We start from the raw sequence: 21,326 nt of genomic DNA, 5'->3' as shown, positions 1-21,326 counted from the left end.
CCCAAACCACCCCAGTTCTTCCGCCGGATAGCGCAGCTTTCAGCGACAGCACGGGCGGGTGCAGAATGCAGGTTCTTCGACATACCATTGCCAACGGTAGCACCCGAAACATCGCCGCCTCAACGTCTTGACCGGAGCGCCAGCAATGCCCTCTTTCTCTGCCCTGCTCAACGAAATCCGCCATTGCCAATTGTGTGCCGAGCACCTGCCACTCGGCCCCAGACCGGTATTGCAGGCCGCCAGAAGCGCCCGCATTCTGGTGGCCGGGCAGGCCCCTGGGCGTAAGGTACATGCCTCCGGGGTTCCTTTCGACGATGCCAGTGGCGATCGCCTGCGGCAATGGCTGGGGGTGTCACGGGAGATATTCTACGACCCGGCGCGCATCGCCATCCTTCCCATGGGCTTCTGCTTCCCGGGCACGGGCAAGTCGGGCGATCTGCCACCCCGGCCGGAATGTGCACCTGCCTGGCGGCAACGTGTACTAGCCGAGCTCGGGCAGATCGAAATGACGCTGGTGATCGGCCAATATGCGCAGGCCTACCATCTACCGGACGCAACGGGGAACCTGACCGACACGGTGCGCGACTGGCGCCGGCACTGGCCGGCCGTGCTGCCATTGCCCCACCCCAGCCCGCGCAACAACCTGTGGCTGAGCAGGAATCCGTGGTTCGAAGCGGAAGTATTGCCGGCACTGCGCCAGCGGGTTGCCGAAGTGCTGGGCTGATTCGGCCCGCGTTTACTCGCCGACCACGTCGGCGCCGGCCGGCGGGGTAAATTTGAAGGTCGCGGCCGGAAGAGCCGGGTTGCGCTCTATCTTCGAGAAGCGGATCTGCGTGGTCTGGCCGAAGCTATCAAACAACTCCATTGCCCTCAGGTCACCACCAGAAAAGCCCAGACGGACTTTTTCGAAGCCGCTGTCACCCGCCTTGGGCGTCGCATCAACCCAGGCCATGCCTTCTGCCTCACCAGCATCCTTGAGCGTGAAGTTCTTTTCCAGATCGTTGTTGCCAGAGAGCAGTGCCGCCGGCGAACTGCCGATGGCCTGCCCGGCCTTGCGCACAGTAACCTGCTGCAACTCGGGATCGTGGATCCAGATTTTCTCGCCATCGCCAACGACCAGTTGTGGGAAGGGTTTGACAATTTCCCAGCGCAGCTTGCCAGGACGGGAAATGGCGATAGTACCGGAGGATTGCTGCGGCTTGCGGCCGTTCCTGGAAATCACCGCTTGCGAAAACTCGGCTTTCAGCGTGCGAGTGTTTTTCAGGAAGTCATGCAATTGATCAACCGCGCCAGCATGGGCAAGCAGAGGAAGAAGTGCGAAGCACGTGGCAGACAGGATTTTTTGGACGATGTTCATGCGCATAGCTTACCGCGCCAACCAGTGGCGCGGTGTTTCAGGGTGTAACAAATTGATTGCTTTGCTGCTGACCTTACTCGGCCGGCTTCTTCATCAATACTTCACGGCCACCACGACCATCCATGGTCGACACCAGGCCAGCCTTTTCCATGGCTTCGATCAGTCGCGCCGAGCGGTTGTAGCCGATGCGCAGGTGGCGCTGGACCAGCGAAATGGAGGCACGCTGGTTCTTGAGCACGATGTCGACCGCTTGGTCGTAGAGCGGATCGCTCTCGGCATCGCCACCGCCCTCGCCGCTTTCGCCGCCCTCCTCTTCATCACCACCCGAACCGGTCAGGATGTCTTCGATATATTCCGGTGCCCCGGTCGCCTTTAAATGCTCGACGACGCGATGCACTTCATCATCGGACACGAAGGCACCATGAACACGGGTCGGATAACCGGTACCCGGCGCCAGATAGAGCATGTCGCCCTGACCAAGCAGCGCCTCGGCCCCCATCTGGTCAAGGATGGTCCGCGAGTCGATCTTGCTCGACACCTGGAAGGAGAGGCGGGTCGGGATATTGGCCTTGATCAGGCCGGTGATCACGTCCACGCTTGGCCGTTGCGTCGCCAACACGAGGTGAATACCGGAAGCCCGGGCCTTCTGGGCGAGACGGGCAATCTGCTCCTCGACCTTCTTGCCGACCACCATCATCAGGTCAGCCAGCTCGTCGATGATGACGACGATGAAAGGCATGGTCTTCAGCGGCTCCGGGGTTTCCGGGGTCAGGGTGAGCGGGTTCGGGATGTGCTCGCCGCGCTTTTCGGCATCACGAATCTTGGTGTTGAGGCCGGCGATATTGCGAACGCCCATGGCCGACATCAGCTTGTAGCGCTTCTCCATCTCGGTGACGCACCAGTGCAGCGCATTGGCCGCCTGCTTCATGTCGGTGACGACTGGCGCCAGCAGGTGCGGAATGCCCTCGTAGATCGACAGTTCCAGCATCTTCGGGTCGACCATGATCAGGCGTACCTGGTCCGGCTCGGCCTTGTAGAGCATCGAGAGAATCATTGCATTGACGCCGACCGACTTGCCGGAACCGGTCGTCCCGGCGACCAGCAGGTGCGGCGTCTTGGCCAGGTCGGCCACCACCGGCAAGCCGCCGATGTCCTTGCCGAGGCAGACAGTCAGCGGGCTGGTCATATCGTTGTACGGCTTGCTGGAAATGATCTCGGACAGCTTGACCGTCTGCCGCTTGGGATTAGGCAGTTCGAGCGCCATGCACGACTTGCCTGGTACCGTTTCGACGACGCGGATCGACACCATGGCCAGGGCGCGCGCTAGGTCGCGGGCCAGGTTGACGATCTGGGCACCCTTGACGCCAACGGCCGGCTCGATTTCGTAACGGGTAATCACGGGGCCGGGCATTGCCGCCAGCACTTTCACCTGCACGCCGAAGTCGGCCAGCTTGCGTTCGATCAGTCGCGACGTGTATTCCAGCGTTTCGGCGCTGACCGTTTCGGTAGCCGGCGGCGCGGGATCAAGCAAGTGCAAGGGCGGCAACTGCCCACCAAAAATAGCCTCGGGGAACAGTGCTACCTGCTTTTCCCGTTCGATACGTGCCTCAGCCTTTTTGGAGACCGGAACTTCGGGTGGCGGTGTCTCGATGATGATTGGTTCGTGCAGTTCGACGCGGCGCTTTTCTTCTTCAACCACGACTTCGCGCTGCTGCGCGACTTCCTTGCCGATCTGCCGATCACGCCACGCATCGACGCGGCCGTAGAAAAAGCCGACAAACGTCTCGAGCAGCACACCCAATTGTTCAAAGGCCCACAACCAGGACATGCCGGCAAAAATGCTCCAGCCAGCCGCCATAATCGACAACAGCAACAAGGTCGAGCCGGTATAACCGAGCTGGGTAGACAGAACCCTGCCAAGTTCGATGCCCAGCATGCCACCAGGCGCCAACGGCAACTCCGCCTTCATCGAATAAAAACGTAGCGCTTCGAGCGAAGAACTGGCCAACAGCAGAAACGAGAACCCGCCCAGCGCAATGAACAAGGGATGCTGCTTGTGCTCTTCCGGTGAATTGAACCGGCGGAACCCCCACCAGACAAACATGCCGAGCAACACAATCCACCACCAGGCGGAGAGACCAAAAATATAGAGCATCAGGTCGGCAATCCAGGCCCCCGCCCGCCCGGCCGGGTTGTGCATGGTCTGCGAGATGACGGCGTGCGACCAACCCGGATCTTCCTTGCTGAATCCCCACAAGGCCATGATCAGGAACAGCGCGATAGCACCAAGCCCCAACCAGCGTGATTCCTGTAAAAGGTTGCCAATTTTTTCCGGCAACGGGCTGGGCGCTGCCCGCCGATCAACCGCCCTAGCCCCCATCCTCACGCCCCCGGGATGACCGTCAGGTCATTCTCGATACGGATGTAGCCGCTCAACTCCAGGTCGCGCATGACCTTGCTGACCATTTCGCGCGATGCGCCAATCATTTTCGCCATATCCTGCTTCGACATTTTTTTCTTGATGATACGTCGCCCATCAACGACTTCCGACATATCTAGCAGAAGACGGGCAACCCGGCCATAAACATCCAGCAACGCCAGGCTCTCGATCTTGCGATCCGCCTCGCGCAAACGCAGCACCAGCGTCTTCATCAACTTCTGCGTCACCTGAAAATTGTCCTGCAGGCAGCGCTGCAAGGATTCCTTGCTAAGAAACAGCAACTCGCATGGCTCGGCCGCAACCACGTTGGCTGAGCGCGGACTGCCGTCAATCAGGCCCATCTCGCCAAAAAACTCGCTCGGGCCAAGCCAGGCGAGAATGATTTCGCGACCATCTTCATCGGTATTGGTGACCTTCGCCCGCCCGCTGAGCAGGATGTACAGGGAATCCGTGCTGTCGCCGGCCCTGACCACGGATGCGCCACGTTCGACACGCTTTCGTCCGGAGACCTTGGAGAGTTTCTCCAGTTCGACGTCGTCCAGCCCGGAAAACAACGGTACGTTGCGCAAAACCACCAGACTTAAACCGCAAGGGGTAGTTGCCATAAATCAGTTTCCGTTCATAGAGTTACGAAACAATTATAAACCGCTTTCCCAAATTACATAGGAACTTCGGAAAAATTGGAAGCTCAGACAACGCTATAATTTTCCGATCAGTCACCCAAGAGGATCGTCATGCCCCAGAATGTCCGCCACAATCCCCTCATCATCCTCGGTTCTGGCCCGGCCGGCTATACCGCTGCCGTCTATGCTGCCCGCGCCAACCTCAAGCCGGTGCTGATCACCGGCATGGCTCAGGGCGGCCAGTTGATGACCACGACCGAAGTCGATAACTGGCCAGCTGCCGCCGATGGCATTCAGGGTCCGGAATTGATGGCCAATTTCGAAGCCCATGCCCGTCGCTTCGAAACTGAAATCGTGTTCGACCATATCCACACCACCCAGCTGACCGAAAAGCCCTTCACGTTGATCGGCGATGCCGGCACCTACACCTGCGACGCGCTGATCATCGCGACCGGCGCTTCTGCCATGTACCTTGGCCTGCCTTCCGAAGAAACCTTCGCCGGCAAGGGCGTTTCGGCCTGTGCCACCTGCGACGGTTTCTTCTACCGCAACAAGCCGGTCGCCGTGGTCGGCGGTGGCAACACCGCTGTCGAGGAAGCACTATACCTCGCCAATATTGCCAGCCATGTGACAGTGATTCACCGCCGCGAGAAGTTCAAGGCCGAGAAAATCATGCAGGACAAGCTCTTCCAGCGCGAAAAGGAAGGCAAGGTCACCATCCTCTGGAACAGCACACTGGACGAAGTACTCGGCGACGACTCCGGCGTTACCGGCCTGTCGATCAAGAACGTGAAGAGCGGGGAAACCCAGAAGGTCGATGTGCACGGCGTCTTCATCGCCATCGGCCACAAGCCGAATACCGACATTTTTGCTGGCCAACTGGAAATGGACAACGGCTACCTGGTCACTCAGGCTGGCCGCAATGGCAACGCCACGCAAACCAGCATTCCCGGCATCTTCGCCGCTGGCGACGTGCAGGACCAGATCTACAAGCAGGCCTGCACCTCGGCCGGCTCGGGCTGCATGGCAGCGCTCGATGCTGAGCGTTACCTGGACAACCTCGGTCACGCCTGAACCAACTTGATCGATCCGGAAGACCTCGCTGCCTTCCAGGCGGCAGTGGCCGACATCAAGCCACTGCCGCCGGTTAACCGTGTTCATCTGACCAAACCGCCACGACCAGTCTCGGCCCGACCGTTGGCCAGCGAAAAAAGTCCGCCGGCGCAGAAAAAACGCCGTAATGAGACCTTGCCGGCGCACTGGAATTCCGCTGCCGAATCTCCTACCACCAACCCGGACAGCAAGCTGGAACCGGACCTGGCTGCATTTCGCGCTGCGATGGCTGGCGTCCAGCCACTGCCCTCACCCAATCTTGTCCAGCACGGCACCTGCCCGCCGCCGCCTCGCCCGCTGCAACATATCGCCGACGAACAGGCGGCGCTGCATGAAAGCTTGCATGGCCACATCGGCCTGCAAGACCGCCTGGAAGGTGGTGATGAACCGCACCACCTGCGCACAGGCTTGGCCCAGAATGTTCTCCGTGACCTGCGACGCGGGCGCTGGGTCGTTCAGAATGAAATCGACCTGCACGGCCTGAATCGTGACGAAGCCCGCCAATTGCTCGCCACTTTCCTGGCGATATGCCTGCATCGCGAACAGCGCTGCGTGCGGGTCGTGCACGGCAAGGGCCTGGGCTCACCACAGAAGCTCTCCATCCTGCGCCAACTGGTCCGCGGCTGGCTTGCCCAGCGCGAAGAAGTCCTGGCCTACTGCCAGGCCAAGCCACACGATGGCGGCGAAGGCGCCCTGCTCGTCCTGCTGCGCGCCCCGAAAAAACAAAGGGCGACCTGAGTCACCCTTTTCTGGCACTACCCTGCGGTCGATAGCGACCGCGGAGACGTCATCAGACAGCCGCTTCGTCGGTTTCGCCCGTACGGATGCGCACCACCTGCTCAACCGGCATCACGAAAATCTTGCCGTCGCCAATCTTGCCAGTGCGGGCCGCCTTGATGATGGCGTCGATCGCCGGCTCGACATTGTTCGAGTTCACAACAATCTCGATCTTGATCTTGGGCAGAAAATCGACGACATATTCCGCACCACGGTACAGTTCGGTATGACCTTTCTGACGGCCAAAGCCTTTGACTTCGGTCACCGTCAAGCCGCTGATGCCGATTTCCGACAAGGCTTCACGCACTTCGTCGAGCTTGAAAGGCTTGATGATGGCTTCGATTTTCTTCATGGGCTGATTCCTCTCTACAGTTTCTTAAAATTCGTCCGCATACCGATTGGTAATAGGATAACGCCAATCCTTGCCAAAGCCACGTGGTGTGATACGAATGCCGATTGGCGCCTGCCGGCGCTTGTATTCGGCAATGCGCAGCAGACGCACGACACGCCGCACATCGGCTTCCTGCAGACCAGCCGCAATAATCTCGCGCGGGCTGCGGTCCTCTTCCATGTAGGCACGAACGATCGCATCGAGTATTTCGTAGGGCGGCAGCGAGTCCTGATCGGTCTGATCGGGTTTCAGTTCGGCCGACGGTGGCCGGACGATGATGTTTTCCGGAATGACCGGATCACCTTGGCACAGGGTATTGCGGTAAACAGAGAGACGATAGACCAGGGTCTTGTAGACGTCCTTGATCACGGCAAAGCCACCGGCCATGTCGCCGTATAGCGTGCAGTACCCGACTGCCATTTCTGACTTGTTGCCTGTCGTCAGCACGAGCGCACCGGTCTTGTTCGACAACGCCATCAGGATATTGCCACGGATACGGGCCTGGATATTCTCTTCGGTCGTATCAGCCGGCAAGCCGGCGAACAATGGATCGAGCATGGCGCCATAGACTTCCATCGCTGGTGCGATGGCGATTTCGTCATATTGGACGCCGAGAACGCGGATCATCTCGCGCGAATCATCGAGGCTCATCTGCGCAGTATAGGGCGATGGCATCATCACGGCGCGGACCTTGTCAGCCCCCAGCGCGTCGACCGCCACACACAGCGTCAAAGCCGAATCGATACCGCCAGACAAGCCGATGATCGCGCCCTTGAAACCCGTCTTGCCAATATAGTCGCGCACACCGACAACCAGTGCCTTGTAGGCCTCGGCTTCGAGCGAAAGTTCGTCAGCCATGTCGTCCGAGTGCAAGCGACCGGCATCAAAATCGACGATCCCCAGCGCCTCTTCAAACTGTGGCAGGCGCATGCAGCAGTTCTTCCTGGCATCCAGCGCAAAAGAAGCGCCATCGAAGACCAGTTCATCCTGACCACCGACCAGGTTGCAGTAAACAGCGGGAATCCCCGTCGCATCGATGCGGTCACCAAGCACCTGAATACGCTGCTGGTGCTTTTCGAGATGGCATGGGGAAGCATTGAGAACGAGCAACAACTCGGCGCCAGCCTCGTGCGCCAGCTCGGCCGCGCCAGCTTCCCAGATGTCGGCACAGATGTTGATGCCGCAACGCACACCGGCCAGCGTTACAACGCAAGCTTCAGTCCCCGGCTCGAAATAACGCTTCTCGTCGAAAACTTCGTAATTGGGCAGGCGCATCTTGCGATAGACCGCCTTGCTCCGGCCATTTTCAATGACCGTGGCCGCGTTGTAGCAGCGACCTTCGTGCTCTTCCGGATGTCCGACAACGACCGCGATACCTTCAACACGGGAGACCAGATTGTCGAGGGCCCGCTGGCAGGCCCGGTAGAAATCCGGGCGTAGCAGCAGGTCTTCCGGCGGGTAGCCACACAACGCCAGTTCCGGTGTCAGCAGCACCTGCGCGCCGCGGACTTTAGCTTCGCTAGCGCATTTGATGATGCGTTCGACGTTGCCCGTCAAGTCACCGACGGTAGCGTTGAACTGGGCAACGGCGATACGCAACATGATGGCTTAGTAGTTCGGCTTGTCCTTGGCGTCGTTGTAACGCTGGACGCCTTCCATCACTTCCTTGCGGGCGGCATCGATATCTTCCCAGCCGTTGACCTTGACCCACTTGCCCGGCTCCAGATCCTTATAGTGCTCGAAGAAATGGGAAATCTGCTTGCGCAGCAGTTCCGGCATGTCTTCGATGGACTTGGCGTCCTTGTACAGAGGGGTCAGCTTGTCGACAGGCACAGCCAGCAACTTGGCATCGTTGCCACCTTCGTCGGTCATCGACAGTTGGCCCAGCGGGCGGCAGCGGACGACAACGCCCGGCGGCAGGGAGAACGGTGCAACAACCAACACGTCGACCGGATCACCGTCACCAGCGATGGTGTGCGGGATGTAGCCGTAGTTGCAGGGATAGTGCATGGACGTGGACATGAAGCGATCGACGAAGATCGCGCCGCTTTCCTTGTCAACTTCGTACTTGACCGGCTCGGAGTGAGCGGAAATCTCGATGATGACGTTGAAATCGTCGGGGAGGGACTTGCCGGAAGGAACGTTGTTAAGAGCCATGTTGTATCTCTCTGCGTTTAGGTTTGAGAACTTGTGATTATAACGCCGGACTGGCCTTTCTCATTGCCAGGCAGCAAGGAACTCCTGCCATTGCGGCGTGCCGATCTTGGCCAGTTGCGCCTTGACGAATTCGCCCTCGGCGACCTCTTCTTCGGCCGTCAGCTCACCGCGCAGGCGACGGAAGCGGTTATAGACGAGGTAGGTATTGATGACGTCGGTCTCGCAATAATCGCGAATCTCGGCAATCTTGCCGGCCTGCCAGGCTTCCCAGACCTTGCCACCATCCATGCCAAGCTTGCCGGGAAAGCCGAACAGCTTGGCCAGATCGTCGAGCGGCGCATTGGCCCGGCCGTTATAAAGCGCCAGCAGGTCCATCAGGTCGAGATGACGTGTGTGGTAGCGGCTGATGTAGTTGTTCCACTTGAAATCGCGACTGTCAGCGTAGTCACCATCGCCCATGTCCCAGTAACGCGGCGCAGCAACGCCGTGCAGCATGCCGCGATAGTGCAGTACCGGCAGGTCGAAACCACCGCCGTTCCAGGAGACGATCTGCGGCGTGAATTTCTCGATGCCATCGAAGAAGCGCTGAATGATTGCACCTTCATTCAGATCCGGCTCGGACAGCGACCAGACCTTCAGTCCCTCACTCGTCCGCAGCACGCAGGAGATGGTCACCACACGTTGCAGATGCAGTTGAAGGAAGTCGTTACCGGTCTTGGCCCGACGCTGCTGGAAGGCGAGCTCCGCGACTTCATCGTCGGAAAGCTCACCCGGCAGATCATTCAGGCGGCGCAGGCCGGCGACATCGGGAATCGTTTCGATGTCAAAAATCAGAACAGGCTTCATGCCGGGAAAACACCGGTCGAGAGATAACGGTCACCACGGTCGCAGATGATCGAGACGATCACCGCATTCTCCAGTTGCTGCGACAGGCGCAGGGCCACGGCGAGCGCACCACCCGAGGAAATGCCGGCAAAAATTCCCTCTTCCATCGCCAGGCGCCGGGTCATCGCCTCAGCATCAGCCTGACTGACGTATTCGACGCGATCGACATTGGTCTTGTCGAAAATTTTCGGCAGATAGGCTTCCGGCCACTTGCGGATGCCGGGGATCTGGCTGCCGTCTTCCGGCTGGCAGCCAACGATCTCGATGGCCGGGTTCGCCTCCTTCAAGAAACGACTGGTTCCCATGATGGTCCCGGTCGTTCCCATGCTGGATACGAAATGGGTAATTTTGCCATCAGTATCGCGCCAGATTTCCGGGCCGGTACCTTCGTAATGGGCCAGCGGATTATCAGGGTTGGCGAACTGGTCAAGGATGATGCCCTTGCCTTCGTCGCGCATCTTGTCGGCCACGTCGCGTGCCAGTTCCATACCGCCATCCTTGGGCGTCAGAACCAGTTCCGCGCCGTAGGCACGCATGCTCTGCCGACGCTCGACACTCTGGTTTTCCGGCATGACAAGGATCATCCGGTACCCCTTGATCGCCGCTGCCATGGCCAGCGCGATGCCGGTATTACCTGAGGTCGCCTCGATCAGCGTATCGCCTGGCTTGATGTCGCCACGCGCCTCGGCATGGACGATCATCGACAGCGCAGGTCTGTCCTTGACTGAACCAGCCGGATTATTCCCCTCCAGCTTGGCCAGGATGACATTGCCTCGCTTGTCGTTGTCAGCACCGGGAATACGCACCAGACGTACCAGTGGCGTGTTTCCGACAAAATCCTGCAGGGTTTTATACATTGCGCTGGAGCCACTCGATATATTGGGAAACGCCCTCCTCAACCGTGGCCATAGGGGCGTCGTAACCGGCTGCACGCAGTTTGCCCAGATCGGCCTGCGTGAATGCCTGATACTTGCCCTTCAGCGCCTCGGGGAAGGCGACATACTCCAGCAAGCCTTGTGCCCGCAACTCTTCCAGCGACAACGCACTTTCACTCCTGGCCTTGCGGCAGCCGTTGACCGCCGCCACGGCGACATCATTGAAGCTCTGCGCCCGGCCGGACCCCAGATTGAAAATGCCGGATTTTTCCGGATGATCCAAGAAGAACAGATTGACCTTGGCCACATCGCCAACGAAGACGAAATCTCGCTGCTGGTCACCATCCGGGTAACCGTGCGAGCCTTCGAACAGCTTCACCTTGCCGTCAGCGCGGAACTGGTTGAAGTTGTGGAAGGCCACCGAAGCCATCCTTCCCTTGTGCGTTTCACGCGGGCCGTAGACGTTGAAATAGCGGAAGCCAACGATTTGCGATGACGGATTCTGGGCCAGACGCTGGCGAACAATCTGGTCAAACAGAAATTTGGAATAGCCATAGACGTTGAGCGGGCCTTCGTACTGGCGCTCTTCCTTGAAGGTGCCACTGGAACCATAGGTCGCCGCGCTCGATGCATACAGGAACTGGACATCCTGATCCAGACACCAATCGAGCAGAATCATCGAGTAACGGTAGTTGTTCTCCATCATGTAACGGCCATCCGTCTCCATGGTATCGGAACAAGCCCCTTCATGCAGGATGGCGTCGATCTCGCCGTCGAAATGACCGGCCTGGATGCGCTCGATGAAATCGTTCTTGTCGAGATAGTCGACGATGTCGCAATCGATCAGATTCTTGAACTTGTCGGCCTTGGTCAGATTATCGACGGCAATGATGTTCGTGATACCACGCTCATTAAGTGCCTTGACGATGTTGGAACCGATAAAGCCGGCGGCGCCGGTGACGACGATGTACATGAATTTTTTCCCTTACAGTGCAGCGATGAGTTCTTCGCGGCTAACCACGGCAGTTCCGAGCTTGCCGACAACGATGCCAGCGGCGATATTGGCCACACGAATGGCTTCGTCCCAATCGGCGCCGGCGGCAATCATCACCGCCAACGTGGCAATGACGGTATCTCCGGCACCGGACACATCAAAAACCTCACGCGCCAGTGCTGGCTGATGATGTACAGCGTCGTCGGCGAACAGGGTCATCCCTTCTTCGCTACGGGTAACCAGCAAGGCCTCCAGACCAAGCTCGCCGCGCAACTTGCGCGCCTTGGCAGCCAACTCCTCCTCGGAAGACCAGCGACCGACCACTTCCCGCAACTCCGAGCGATTCGGGGTAATCACCGTCGCACCGGCATATTTCCCCCACTCATCACCCTTCGGATCGACCAATACAGGTTTGTCATGGGAACGGGCAATGCGGATCATCTCGGCAATATGCGTCAGCCCCCCCTTGCCATAATCCGAGAGAATGACGACATCGGCCTGGACAACGCGTTGCTCGAAATCGGCCAGCTTGGCCTGCAGAATTTCGTGCGACGGTGTCGTTTCAAAATCGATACGCAGTAGCTGCTGCTGTCGCCCAATGACGCGCAACTTGACCGTGGTATCGATCTGGCGATCCATATGCAAAGCCGCATCGATCTGCCCTTCGTCGAGCAGGCGACCAAGAGTACGCCCGGCTTCGTCATCACCGACGACCGACAACAAGGCAGAAACCGCACCCAGCGACGCCGCGTTACGCGCCACATTGGCAGCGCCACCAAGACGCTCTTCCATCCGCTCGACCTTGACCACCGGCACCGGCGCTTCCGGCGAGATCCGGTTCACCTCGCCAAACCAGTAGCGGTCCAGCATCACGTCGCCAACGACCAGCAGGCGAACCTGCGACAGCTTTTCCAGCAAGTTGCCACTCATCGCTTAACGCCCGATCGCGAAATACTCGATGCCCGAAGCTCGTACGAATTTCGGGTCATACAGGTTACGACCATCAAAGATTACCGGATTCTTCAGGGCCTTCTTGATCTCTTCGAAGTCCGGGCTGCGGAATTCTTTCCACTCGGTCACGATGACCAATGCATCGGCATCGGTAAGCGCACCCATCGGATTTTCGGCGTATTTCAGACGCGATTCGTCGCCGTAGATACGCTGCGTTTCGTGCATGGCGACCGGGTCGTAGGCGGTGACCGTGGCTCCAGCCTCAAACAGGTCGGCAATCAATTCACGGCTAGCTGCTTCGCGCATGTCGTCGGTGTTGGGCTTGAAGGCGAGCCCCCAGAGGGCGAAGTGCTTGCCTTTGAGATCGCCGAACCTGGCTTTGAGTTTCTTGGTCAGGATGTGCTTCTGGGCATCGTTGGCTTCTTCAACCGCGGTGAGCACCTTGAGGGTGATATCGGCGTCGTCCTGGGCGGTCTTGATCAGCGCCTTGACGTCCTTGGGGAAGCAGGAGCCGCCGTAGCCGCAACCGGGATAGAGGAAGTGATAGCCGATACGCGGGTCGGAGCCGATACCCTGGCGAACCATTTCGATGTCGGCACCCAGCACTTCGGCCAGGTTGGCCAGTTCGTTCATGAAGCTGATGCGGGTGGCGAGCATGGCATTGGCGGCGTACTTGGTGAGCTCGGCACTCTTGATATCAGTGACGATCAGACGCTCGTGGTTGCGCTGGAACGGGGCGTACAGAGCACGCATCAAATGGATGGCCTGTTCGTCTTCGGCCCCGACGACAATACGGTCGGGACGCATGAAGTCCTCGACCGCAGCACCCTCCTTCAGGAATTCCGGATTCGATACGACGCTGTAAGGCGTCTTGACTCCGCGCTTCTGCAACTCGTCAGCAATGGCAGCATGGACCTTGGCCCCGGTACCGACTGGCACGGTACTCTTGTCGACGACGACCTTGTAGTCGGTCATCAGGCGGCCGATGTTACGGGCGGCGCCGAGGACGTACTGAAGGTCGGCCGAGCCGTCTTCATCGGGCGGGGTACCGACCGCAATGAACTGGACCGTGCCGTGCTGTACAGCCTTTTCAACGTCGGTGGTGAAGTGCAGGCGGCCGGCCGCAACGTTGCGGCGGACCATGTCTTGCAGACCGGGTTCGAAGATGGGAATGCCACCTTCTTCGAGGATGCGAATCTTTTCCGGATCAACGTCCAGACAAAGAACATCGTTGCCTACTTCGGCCAGACAGGTGCCACTGACCAGTCCCACATAGCCGGTACCGACGACGGTAATTTTCATGAGAATTTCCTACAAGGATTGATCGAATTCTTCGCCACGGCGCGGCGGATAAGTCTCCCAACCGCCACAGGCCGGACAGCGCCAGTAGAACTGGCGGGCCTTGAAACCGCAATTATCGCACCGATAGCGGGACAGGCGCTTGGTGTAGCCTTGAATGATAGTCTTGGCCAGTTCCACATCCGGACGAACCTCCGGCGCAACCAAGGGCAGGCGCGCACTCATCAGTTTTTCCAGTCCGAGTAGCGTCGGATTGCGTTGCAACTCAGCTCGCACTAGGCGATAGGCCGCTTCCGTCCCCTCGTTCTCCAGCACAAGTTGATAGACCACCTCCAGCAGATCAAGCGAGGGATAACGTTCAAGATAACCACTGAGCAAGGCGATACCTTCGGCCGGCCGCTCCAGCTTGCGATAAGCCTCAAGCAGCCGCTGGGCAACCAGGGCCAGATACGCAGGATCCTGCTGCTCGATACGCTGCCAAGCCTCGATGGCTTCGGTCGTCGCCCCTTCCTGCAGCAATAAATCCCCCTGCAGCAGGCTGGCGCGGACACACTTCCGATTCTCCTGCATGGCCACGTCAAGATACTCGCGCGCCGTATCCGGACGGGATCTCATAATCTCATTAGCCGCCAGTTCGCAGTAATACTCAGCGATCTCGCGATGCGAGGCGACATCCGGCAACTCCCGGGCAATCCCGACCGCCTTCAACCACTCCTTCTCGACCTGGTAGATTTCCAGCAGGTTGCGCTTGGCCTCCTCCTCGAAGGAGCTCCCAAGAAGTTTGTTGAAAATCTCTTCGGCGCGATCCAGCAATCCAGCCTTCAGATAATCTTGGCCCAGCTCCGACAAAGCTTGCAGGCGGACACGCTCTTCAAGATCGGGCAAATCAATCAGGTTCTGGTGCATGCGAATGGCCCGTTCGGTTTCCCCCCTACGCCGGAAGAGATTTCCCAGCGCGAAATGGAGTTCGACGGTCTGTGAATCGACCTTCGCCACTTCGAGAAACGAATCGATGGCCTTATCCGGCTGCTCGTTGAGCAGGAAGTTCAAGCCTTGAAAATACGAACGCGGCAATGAGCGTGATTCATGCACCACCTGGCGCATATCAACACGAGCCGCTGCCCAACCTAAACCGAAGAAAACCGGAATGAGCAACAACTGCCAGTAATCGAAAAACTCATTCATACGGTGGGAGGCTCTTCCGCCTTGACCACTACAGGCGCTTGATTGGCGGCTCGTTTCAGACGAGAGATTTCACGCCGCTGGCGGAAAATCACGCCAAGCAGGGAAAGAGCGCCGAGAATCACGCCACCGACAAAAAAAGCCAGCAAGGCAATCACCAGTGGCGCTTGCCATGCCTGCCCAGGCAGGAGGCGAAGGCTGACCGGGTCGGTATTCTGGGCGGCAAAAACAACCAGAAAGGCGAAGATAACGAGCCGGATGGACCAGGTTAATACTGTCATGACATTCAATAAAAAAGGGCAGTGAAATCATTCACTGCCCTGAATCTACCACATTAGGCCAAGTCCGGCGTTAGATCGCCTGATCGACCCTTTCTCGCAATTCTTTTCCGGCCTTGAAGTGGGGAACCCACTTCGCCGGCACGCTGACCTTTTCCCCCGATTTGGGATTGCGTCCAACACGCGGGGGACGGTAGTTGAGCGCAAAGCTGCCGAATCCACGGATCTCGATACGATCTCCTCGCACAAGTGCTTCGGACATCGCATCGAGAATCATCTTGACCGCAAAATCAGCATCCTTCGCCACCAACTGCGGAAAACGCTCCGCCAGCTGGGCGATGAGCTCGGATTTGGTCATGCTTTTGCCTTATCAGCCTTGCTGGTTGAGCTTGGCCTTCAGCAGGGCACCCAGGTTGGTCGTACCAGAAGCAGCGGCGGAAGACTCTGCAGACAACTTCTGCATGGCTTCGTGCTGTTCGGCATTGTCCTTAGCCTTGATGGAAAGATTGATACCACGGGTCTTGCGATCCACATTGATGATCATGGCTTCAACGGTATCGCCCACCTTCAGGTGCTGCGACAGGTCGTCGATACGATCACGCGAGAATTCGGAAGCGCGCAGGTAACCTTCGTTCTCGCCGTCCAGGGTCAGCACGGCACCGCGAGCGTCAACCGACTTGACGGTGCAGTTCACAATGCTGTTCTTTTCATGGGTAGCGATGAAGTTGGTGTACGGATCGCCTTCGAGCTGCTTGATGCCAAGGGAGATACGCTCCTTCTCGACGTCGATACCGAGTACGACTGCCTCGACTTCGTCGCCCTTCTTGAAGTTGCGGATGGCTTCTTCGCCGGTCGCAGACCAGGACAGGTCGGACAGGTGAACCAGGCCATCGATGCCACCAGGCAGACCGATGAAGATGCCAAAGTCGGTGATCGACTTGATGGCGCCCTTAACCTTGTCACCCTTCTTGTGGTTCATCGCAAAGTCGTCCCAAGGATTGGCTTGGCACTGCTTCATACCCAGGGAAATACGACGACGCTCTTCGTCAATCTCAAGGATCATGACTTCGACTTCGTCGCCGAGCTGGACAACCTTGGACGGATGAACGTTCTTGTTCGTCCAGTCCATTTCGGAGACGTGAACCAGGCCTTCGATGCCTTGTTCGATTTCAACGAATGAACCGTAGTCGGTCAGGTTGGTGACCTTGCCGAACAGGCGGGTACCGGCCGGGTAACGGCGGGCAATACCAACCCACGGATCGTCGCCCAGTTGCTTCATCCCCAGGGAGACGCGGTTCTTCTCGGCGTCGAACTTGAGGATCTTGGCGGTAACTTCGTCACCAACATTGAGCACTTCGCTCGGGTGACGGACACGGCGCCAGGCCAGGTCGGTAATGTGCAGCAGGCCATCGATACCGCCGAGGTCGACGAATGCGCCGTAATCGGTGATGTTCTTGACGATACCCTTGACGGTGGTGCCTTCCTTGAGGTTCTCAAGCAGCTTTTCGCGATCTTTGTCGGCGGTAGCTTCGAGCACGGCACGGCGGGACATCACGACGTTGTTGCGCTTGCGATCCAGCTTGATGACCTTGAATTCAAGGGTCTTGCCTTCGTACGGGGTGGTGTCCTTGACCGGACGCATGTCGACCAGGGAACCCGGCAGGAATGCACGGACGCCGTTGGACATGACGGTCAGGCCGCCCTTGACCTTACCGGTGATGGTGCCGGTAACGAGGGAGTTGTTGTTGAGGGCTTCTTCCAGGAAGTTCCAGGCTGCGATGCGCTTGGCGCGATCGCGCGACAGGCGGGTAGCGCCGTAGCCGTCTTCCAGCATTTCGATAGCCACTTGGACGAAATCGCCCACCTTGACTTCGAGTTCGCCCTGATCATTCAGGAATTCTTCGAGCGGAACATAGGATTCCGATTTCAGGCCGGCATTGACCACAACGAAGTTGTGATCGATGAGCACCACTTCTGCAGTGATGACTTCGCCTTGACGCATTTCCTGGCGAGCCAGGGATTCTTCAAATAGTTGAGCAAAAGATTCCATTGACGGAGAGAACTTTCATGCTGCTGCGAACTGTGAAATCCACAGCGGGTTAGGGTTTGAAACAAATCACCGGCCACCTGGCCGGTAACACCTTACTGCAATGCTTCCCTGCTCCAGACCAGCACCTGATTCACCGCCTGTTCGATGGTGAGATGCGTGGTGTCGAGCAGCTTGGCATCTGCCTCTTGCCGGAGTGGAGCAACGCTGCGCTGCGAATCGCGCTCGTCACGCTGCCTGAGGTCCAACAGAAGGTCCGCGAGATTAGCAGATAATCCTTTTTCGATCAACTGCTTATACCGACGCTCAGCCCGCGCCTCGGCCGTCGCCGTGAGGAAGACCTTGAGCACCGCCAGCGGGAAGATTACGGAGCCCATGTCACGCCCGTCGCCAACCAGGCCGGGGGCCTTGTTAAAGGCCCGCTGCCGGAACAACAGAGCCTCGCGCACAGCAGGCAGGGCGGCAACTCTGGAAGCGCCGGCCGACATCTCTTCGGTACGGATGGCATCACCAACCAGCGCGCCGTTCAGACGAATATCGCTCTCGGAAAATTCAACATCCAGCCCGGCTGCAATTGCCGCCACACCAGCTTCGTCAGCCCAATCCACCCCAGCCTGCTTGGCAGCCAGTGCGGTCAGCCGGTACAGCGCCCCCGAATCCAGATAGTCGTAACCCAAGGCCAATGCGATACGCGCAGCCACTGTGCCCTTCCCGGAAGCCGAAGGACCATCGATGGCAATCACTGGCGCAGCCTTGGTCACCCCGGCGAAACGCTCGAAGTAATCAGGAAAGGTCTTCGCCACGCATTTCGGATCGTTGATACGCAAGGGCGTACCAAAAGCCGCCAGCGAAAAACACATCGCCATCCGATGGTCATCATAGGTATCGATCGCCGCAGGCTTCAAATCGGCTGGTGTGACGCGAATGTAGTCGTCCCCCTCATCAACTACCGCCCCCAGCTTGCGCAACTCCGTGGCCATCGCTGCAATACGATCGGTTTCCTTGACACGCCAACTAGCGATATTGCGCAGCGTGGTTGTTCCTTTGGCGAAGAGCGCGGTCGTCGCCAAGGTCATCGCCGCATCCGGAATATGGTTGCAATCGAGATCGACCGCTACCAAGCCAGCTTGAGGAGCCCGCGCCTCCATCCAGTTCGGCCCCATCTCAATTTGAGCACCCATTTTGACCAGTGCCTCGGCGAACTTGACGTCCCCCTGAATCGAGTCGCGCCCCACCCCCTCCACACGCACAGGACCACCACCAATCGCGCCCAGCGCCAGAAAATAAGAGGCCGACGAAGCATCGCCTTCGACAAAAATCGTCCCCGGCGAAACATAGCGGCTACCGGCGAGAACGGTAAACCGCTGCCAACCTTCACGTTCGACGATAACGCCAAAACGCGCCATCGTCGCCAGGGTGATTTCAATATAAGGCTTGGAAATCAGCTCACCAAGCACTTCAACGACAACCGTTTCTCCGGTCAGCGGCAGAGCCATCAGCAAGCCAGTCAGGAACTGACTGGAAACATCACCGCGCACAGTGACCACGCCGTTCGGCAGAATACTCGCCGGTTTCAGATGCAAGGGAGGAAAACCTTCGTTACCAAGATAGGTGATATCGGCACCTAGTTGACGCAGCCCATCGACCAGATCGCCAATTGGCCGCTCGTGCATCCGCGCAACGCCCTTGAGGACATAGTCGCCCCCAGCCAGGGCCAAAGCCGCCGTCAATGGACGAAAGGCGGTGCCGGCGTTACCAAGGAATAGCTCGATTTGCTTGACGGGAAAGTGACCGCCACACCCTTTAATTGACCAATTTTCGCCACCAAGGTGCTGAACGCCAACACCTAACGCCTTCAAGGCTTCCAGCATGCGTTCCGTATCGTCGGAGCCCAGAAGATCGCGGACCTCCGTTTCGCCACCCGACAGCGCCGCCAACAGGAGAACACGATTGGATATGCTTTTTGAGCCAGGCAGACGAACCGTGCCACTGGCGGAAAGCAATTGAGGGAGGTCGAGAAATTCCATGGGCGGGCCGCTACCGAAAAAAGACGTAGTCTACTCGCCTCAGGAAAAGACCGAAACCGCTGCTGTTATTCCCTAGGCAGCCAAATCGGCAACGTACTCAGGAACAAATCGCCGCAATCCGGCTTTTACGTCAGAGGTCGGACGAACAGGAAGCTGCAACCAGTTCAGCAATTCCTCGCACTCCGCGGCAGACAAATCATCCGAAAAACGAGCAATTCGCAACTTTGGATGCGGCGTCGTAAGCGTCGTTTCATCATCAGCAAGTAGTTCTTCATACAGCTTTTCACCGGGCCGCAAACCGGTGAATTCAATCCGAACATCATCATCGGAAAGGCCTGATAGTCGGATCATGTCCTTGGCGAGATCAATGATCCTGACTGGCTCCCCCATGTCGAGAACGAAGATTTCGCCCCCCTTCCCCATCAAACCAGCCTGCAAAACCAACTGCGCAGCCTCGGGTATCGTCATGAAATAGCGAACAATGTCCGGATGAGTTACGGTGATTGGTCCACCTTGAGCTATCTGCTCCCGGAACTTCGGTATGACACTTCCGTTGCTGCCTAGGACGTTCCCAAACCTGACTGTCACGAATTTTGTACTTTGGCCGGCATTGACAGCCAGACAAAGCAGCTCGGCAAGCCGCTTGGTCGCCCCCATCACGTTTGTCGGATTCACTGCCTTGTCAGTCGAAATCAGGACAAATTTCCTGACCTCAAAATCCTGCGCAATCCTCGCTACCGTGTGAGTTCCCAAGGCATTGGTCCGGACCGCCTGCCAGGCATTGACGCTTTCCATCAAAGGCACATGCTTGTAAGCAGCAGCATGGAACACGACAACCGGCCGCTCTTGAGCAAATATCTCCGTGACGCGATCCTTGTCACGAACATCAGCAGCCCATGACTGGCACTGCAACAACGGATGGCTGACACTCAACTCTTCGCCAATGCTGTAGAGCGCGAATTCGGAAGCGTCAACCAACACCAGTCGCGAAGGCTTGAAACGGGCAATCTGACGACAGAGTTCGGACCCGATGGAACCGCCGGCGCCAGTGACCAGTACAACATTTCCGCCCAGCAAATCGTGCACGCCGTTATCGTCCAGCGACACGGCTTCGCGGCCCAGCAAGTCCTCCAGTTCGACCTTCCGAATGCTGGACACCGAAAGCCGCCCTGACAGCAGATCGTCATACGAAGGCACGGTCAGGACGGTCAACCCAGCCGCCGAAGCCAGTTCCGTGACGCGTCGCCGCTGGGCGGGCCTATCATTCGGCATGGCGATGATGGCATGCTTTGCACCAAGGTTTTCCGCGATCGGACCAATGTTTTCGATCGGCGACATGATGGGCAAACCTCTCAGACGCCGCCCCGTTCTGCCTGGATTGTCATCGACAATCGCGACCGCGTACCACTGACCGCTACGATGAATTTCCCGCAGCAGGGAATCGGCCGCCTCGCCCGCACCGATGATCAGGACCGGCTGTCCGCGCAGCTTGGCCGGACCATAGACGCGGTGCTCCTTCCAGCTTCGATAGGCAAACCGCGTTCCGCCCATGATGATGGACAGAAGCAGCGGATGCAGGACGAGCACCGAGCGTGGAATCAGCGGCACCTTGAAAATCGCGACCACTGTCGAGGTCAGCAAGGCACCGACGAAGACTGCACTGAGCAAATGCTGCAGGTCGGTGATACTGGCAAAACGCCAAAGCCCTTGGTACAGCCCGAAAAAATAAAACAGGGCCGCGAACAACGGCAAGACCCAGAGCAGCGACCCGACGGCAACTCCCTGGAACTCAGCTGGCGTGTCAAAGTTGAAACGCAGCCAGAACGCCAACAACCAGGCGGCCCCGGCGGCACAGACGTCAAAGGCAAAGGCGGCCAGCGTCCGCGGGTTCAGGCTGAAGAGTGTCGGTTTTATTGTCTTATTCATAATG

General features: G+C 58.3%; 20 protein-coding genes. 3 read left to right on the top strand and 17 right to left on the bottom strand.

Features of this window, described 5'->3' with window-relative positions; translation table 11 throughout:
- Window positions 1-145 precede the first annotated feature (145 nt).
- The gene (locus tag DARO_RS06720; protein WP_011287058.1) at window positions 146-724 is read left to right on the top strand and encodes a uracil-DNA glycosylase family protein; all 579 of its coding nucleotides are present in this window, start codon (window positions 146-148) and stop codon (window positions 722-724) included.
- A 12-nt stretch (window positions 725-736) separates the two neighbouring features.
- On the opposite strand, the gene lolA is transcribed toward DARO_RS06720, so the two are convergent.
- The 3 genes from lolA to DARO_RS06705 all read right to left on the bottom strand — a co-directional run bounded on the left by lolA (window position 737) and on the right by DARO_RS06705 (window position 4,402).
- Window positions 737-1,357 carry an outer membrane lipoprotein periplasmic chaperone LolA gene (gene lolA / locus DARO_RS06715; RefSeq protein WP_497463036.1) on the bottom strand — a complete coding sequence of 207 codons (621 nt, stop codon included), beginning with the start codon at window positions 1,355-1,357 and terminating at the stop codon, window positions 737-739.
- Between the two features lie 73 nt (window positions 1,358-1,430).
- Window positions 1,431-3,737 (bottom strand): DNA translocase FtsK, encoded by a 2,307-nt coding sequence (locus tag DARO_RS06710; protein WP_011287056.1) that lies wholly within the window; start codon window positions 3,735-3,737, stop codon window positions 1,431-1,433.
- A 2-nt stretch (window positions 3,738-3,739) separates the two neighbouring features.
- Window positions 3,740-4,402, bottom strand: coding sequence for a Crp/Fnr family transcriptional regulator (locus tag DARO_RS06705; RefSeq protein WP_011287055.1), 663 nt, complete (start codon window positions 4,400-4,402; stop codon window positions 3,740-3,742).
- Window positions 4,403-4,531: 129 nt separating this feature from the next.
- Here DARO_RS06705 and trxB point away from each other — a divergent pair, with 129 nt between their 5' ends.
- Entirely contained in the window at window positions 4,532-5,494 is a 963-nt protein-coding gene (trxB, locus tag DARO_RS06700) for a thioredoxin-disulfide reductase (protein ID WP_011287054.1), read from the top strand.
- A 6-nt stretch (window positions 5,495-5,500) separates the two neighbouring features.
- Window positions 5,501-6,271: a Smr/MutS family protein gene (locus DARO_RS06695; RefSeq protein ID WP_011287053.1), complete on the top strand. Its 771-nt coding sequence runs from the start codon at window positions 5,501-5,503 to the stop codon at window positions 6,269-6,271.
- A gap of 52 nt (window positions 6,272-6,323) precedes the next feature.
- On the opposite strand, the gene DARO_RS06690 is transcribed toward DARO_RS06695, so the two are convergent.
- From DARO_RS06690 to DARO_RS06625, 14 genes are all read right to left on the bottom strand, one after another.
- Entirely contained in the window at window positions 6,324-6,662 is a 339-nt protein-coding gene (locus DARO_RS06690) for a P-II family nitrogen regulator (RefSeq protein ID WP_011287052.1), read from the bottom strand.
- 24 nt (window positions 6,663-6,686) lie between these two features.
- Window positions 6,687-8,303 (bottom strand): NAD+ synthase, encoded by a 1,617-nt coding sequence (locus DARO_RS06685; protein ID WP_011287051.1) that lies wholly within the window; start codon window positions 8,301-8,303, stop codon window positions 6,687-6,689.
- Between the two features lie 6 nt (window positions 8,304-8,309).
- Window positions 8,310-8,858, bottom strand: a complete 549-nt coding sequence (ppa, locus tag DARO_RS06680) for an inorganic diphosphatase (protein ID WP_011287050.1) — start codon at window positions 8,856-8,858, stop codon at window positions 8,310-8,312.
- A gap of 60 nt (window positions 8,859-8,918) precedes the next feature.
- On the bottom strand, window positions 8,919-9,704 hold the full coding sequence (locus tag DARO_RS06675; RefSeq protein WP_011287049.1) for a 3'-5' exonuclease: 786 nt from the start codon (window positions 9,702-9,704) through the stop codon (window positions 8,919-8,921).
- Entirely contained in the window at window positions 9,701-10,600 is a 900-nt protein-coding gene (gene cysM, locus DARO_RS06670) for a cysteine synthase CysM (protein WP_011287048.1), read from the bottom strand. Before cysM ends, DARO_RS06675 begins: the two co-directional genes overlap by 4 nt.
- Window positions 10,593-11,591 carry an ADP-glyceromanno-heptose 6-epimerase gene (gene rfaD / locus DARO_RS06665; protein WP_011287047.1) on the bottom strand — a complete coding sequence of 333 codons (999 nt, stop codon included), beginning with the start codon at window positions 11,589-11,591 and terminating at the stop codon, window positions 10,593-10,595. Before rfaD ends, cysM begins: the two co-directional genes overlap by 8 nt.
- Window positions 11,592-11,603: 12 nt before the next feature.
- Window positions 11,604-12,542, bottom strand: a complete 939-nt coding sequence (gene rfaE1 / locus DARO_RS06660; RefSeq protein WP_011287046.1) for a D-glycero-beta-D-manno-heptose-7-phosphate kinase — start codon at window positions 12,540-12,542, stop codon at window positions 11,604-11,606.
- A 3-nt stretch (window positions 12,543-12,545) separates the two neighbouring features.
- On the bottom strand, window positions 12,546-13,865 hold the full coding sequence (locus tag DARO_RS06655; RefSeq protein WP_011287045.1) for a UDP-glucose dehydrogenase family protein: 1,320 nt from the start codon (window positions 13,863-13,865) through the stop codon (window positions 12,546-12,548).
- A gap of 9 nt (window positions 13,866-13,874) precedes the next feature.
- Window positions 13,875-15,047 carry a lipopolysaccharide assembly protein LapB gene (lapB, locus tag DARO_RS06650; RefSeq protein WP_011287044.1) on the bottom strand — a complete coding sequence of 391 codons (1,173 nt, stop codon included), beginning with the start codon at window positions 15,045-15,047 and terminating at the stop codon, window positions 13,875-13,877.
- A complete protein-coding gene (locus DARO_RS06645) occupies window positions 15,044-15,325 on the bottom strand; it encodes a LapA family protein (RefSeq protein ID WP_041224251.1) in 282 nt (93 codons plus the stop codon). Before DARO_RS06645 ends, lapB begins: the two co-directional genes overlap by 4 nt.
- A gap of 70 nt (window positions 15,326-15,395) precedes the next feature.
- Window positions 15,396-15,680 (bottom strand): integration host factor subunit beta, encoded by a 285-nt coding sequence (locus tag DARO_RS06640; RefSeq protein ID WP_011287042.1) that lies wholly within the window; start codon window positions 15,678-15,680, stop codon window positions 15,396-15,398.
- 12 nt (window positions 15,681-15,692) lie between these two features.
- The gene (gene rpsA, locus DARO_RS06635) at window positions 15,693-17,372 is read right to left on the bottom strand and encodes a 30S ribosomal protein S1 (protein WP_011287041.1); all 1,680 of its coding nucleotides are present in this window, start codon (window positions 17,370-17,372) and stop codon (window positions 15,693-15,695) included.
- A 92-nt stretch (window positions 17,373-17,464) separates the two neighbouring features.
- Window positions 17,465-19,396, bottom strand: a complete 1,932-nt coding sequence (locus DARO_RS06630) for a bifunctional 3-phosphoshikimate 1-carboxyvinyltransferase/cytidylate kinase (RefSeq protein ID WP_011287040.1) — start codon at window positions 19,394-19,396, stop codon at window positions 17,465-17,467.
- 72 nt (window positions 19,397-19,468) lie between these two features.
- Window positions 19,469-21,226, bottom strand: a complete 1,758-nt coding sequence (locus DARO_RS06625; protein ID WP_198134111.1) for a nucleoside-diphosphate sugar epimerase/dehydratase — start codon at window positions 21,224-21,226, stop codon at window positions 19,469-19,471.
- Between the last annotated feature and the right edge of the window lie 100 nt (window positions 21,227-21,326).

The sequence above is a fragment of the Dechloromonas aromatica RCB genome (assembly GCF_000012425.1).
The sequence above is the reverse complement of the archived record's forward strand: the minus strand, read 5'-3'. Positions and strand labels throughout refer to the sequence as shown.

What these genes read in the sequence shown, in the direction of transcription:
- DARO_RS06720 (WP_011287058.1), top strand. Translation starts at nt 146, where the DNA reads ATGCCCTCTTTCTCTGCCCTGCTCAACGAAATCCGCCATTGCCAATTG.
- lolA (WP_497463036.1), bottom strand. Translation starts at nt 1,357, where the DNA reads ATGAACATCGTCCAAAAAATCCTGTCTGCCACGTGCTTCGCACTTCTT.
- DARO_RS06710 (WP_011287056.1), bottom strand. Translation starts at nt 3,737, where the DNA reads ATGGGGGCTAGGGCGGTTGATCGGCGGGCAGCGCCCAGCCCGTTGCCG.
- DARO_RS06705 (WP_011287055.1), bottom strand. Translation starts at nt 4,402, where the DNA reads ATGGCAACTACCCCTTGCGGTTTAAGTCTGGTGGTTTTGCGCAACGTA.
- trxB (WP_011287054.1), top strand. Translation starts at nt 4,532, where the DNA reads ATGCCCCAGAATGTCCGCCACAATCCCCTCATCATCCTCGGTTCTGGC.
- DARO_RS06690 (WP_011287052.1), bottom strand. Translation starts at nt 6,662, where the DNA reads ATGAAGAAAATCGAAGCCATCATCAAGCCTTTCAAGCTCGACGAAGTG.
- DARO_RS06685 (WP_011287051.1), bottom strand. Translation starts at nt 8,303, where the DNA reads ATGTTGCGTATCGCCGTTGCCCAGTTCAACGCTACCGTCGGTGACTTG.
- ppa (WP_011287050.1), bottom strand. Translation starts at nt 8,858, where the DNA reads ATGGCTCTTAACAACGTTCCTTCCGGCAAGTCCCTCCCCGACGATTTC.
- DARO_RS06675 (WP_011287049.1), bottom strand. Translation starts at nt 9,704, where the DNA reads ATGAAGCCTGTTCTGATTTTTGACATCGAAACGATTCCCGATGTCGCC.
- cysM (WP_011287048.1), bottom strand. Translation starts at nt 10,600, where the DNA reads ATGTATAAAACCCTGCAGGATTTTGTCGGAAACACGCCACTGGTACGT.
- rfaD (WP_011287047.1), bottom strand. Translation starts at nt 11,591, where the DNA reads ATGTACATCGTCGTCACCGGCGCCGCCGGCTTTATCGGTTCCAACATC.
- rfaE1 (WP_011287046.1), bottom strand. Translation starts at nt 12,542, where the DNA reads ATGAGTGGCAACTTGCTGGAAAAGCTGTCGCAGGTTCGCCTGCTGGTC.
- DARO_RS06655 (WP_011287045.1), bottom strand. Translation starts at nt 13,865, where the DNA reads ATGAAAATTACCGTCGTCGGTACCGGCTATGTGGGACTGGTCAGTGGC.
- lapB (WP_011287044.1), bottom strand. Translation starts at nt 15,047, where the DNA reads ATGAATGAGTTTTTCGATTACTGGCAGTTGTTGCTCATTCCGGTTTTC.
- DARO_RS06645 (WP_041224251.1), bottom strand. Translation starts at nt 15,325, where the DNA reads ATGACAGTATTAACCTGGTCCATCCGGCTCGTTATCTTCGCCTTTCTG.
- DARO_RS06640 (WP_011287042.1), bottom strand. Translation starts at nt 15,680, where the DNA reads ATGACCAAATCCGAGCTCATCGCCCAGCTGGCGGAGCGTTTTCCGCAG.
- rpsA (WP_011287041.1), bottom strand. Translation starts at nt 17,372, where the DNA reads ATGGAATCTTTTGCTCAACTATTTGAAGAATCCCTGGCTCGCCAGGAA.
- DARO_RS06630 (WP_011287040.1), bottom strand. Translation starts at nt 19,396, where the DNA reads ATGGAATTTCTCGACCTCCCTCAATTGCTTTCCGCCAGTGGCACGGTT.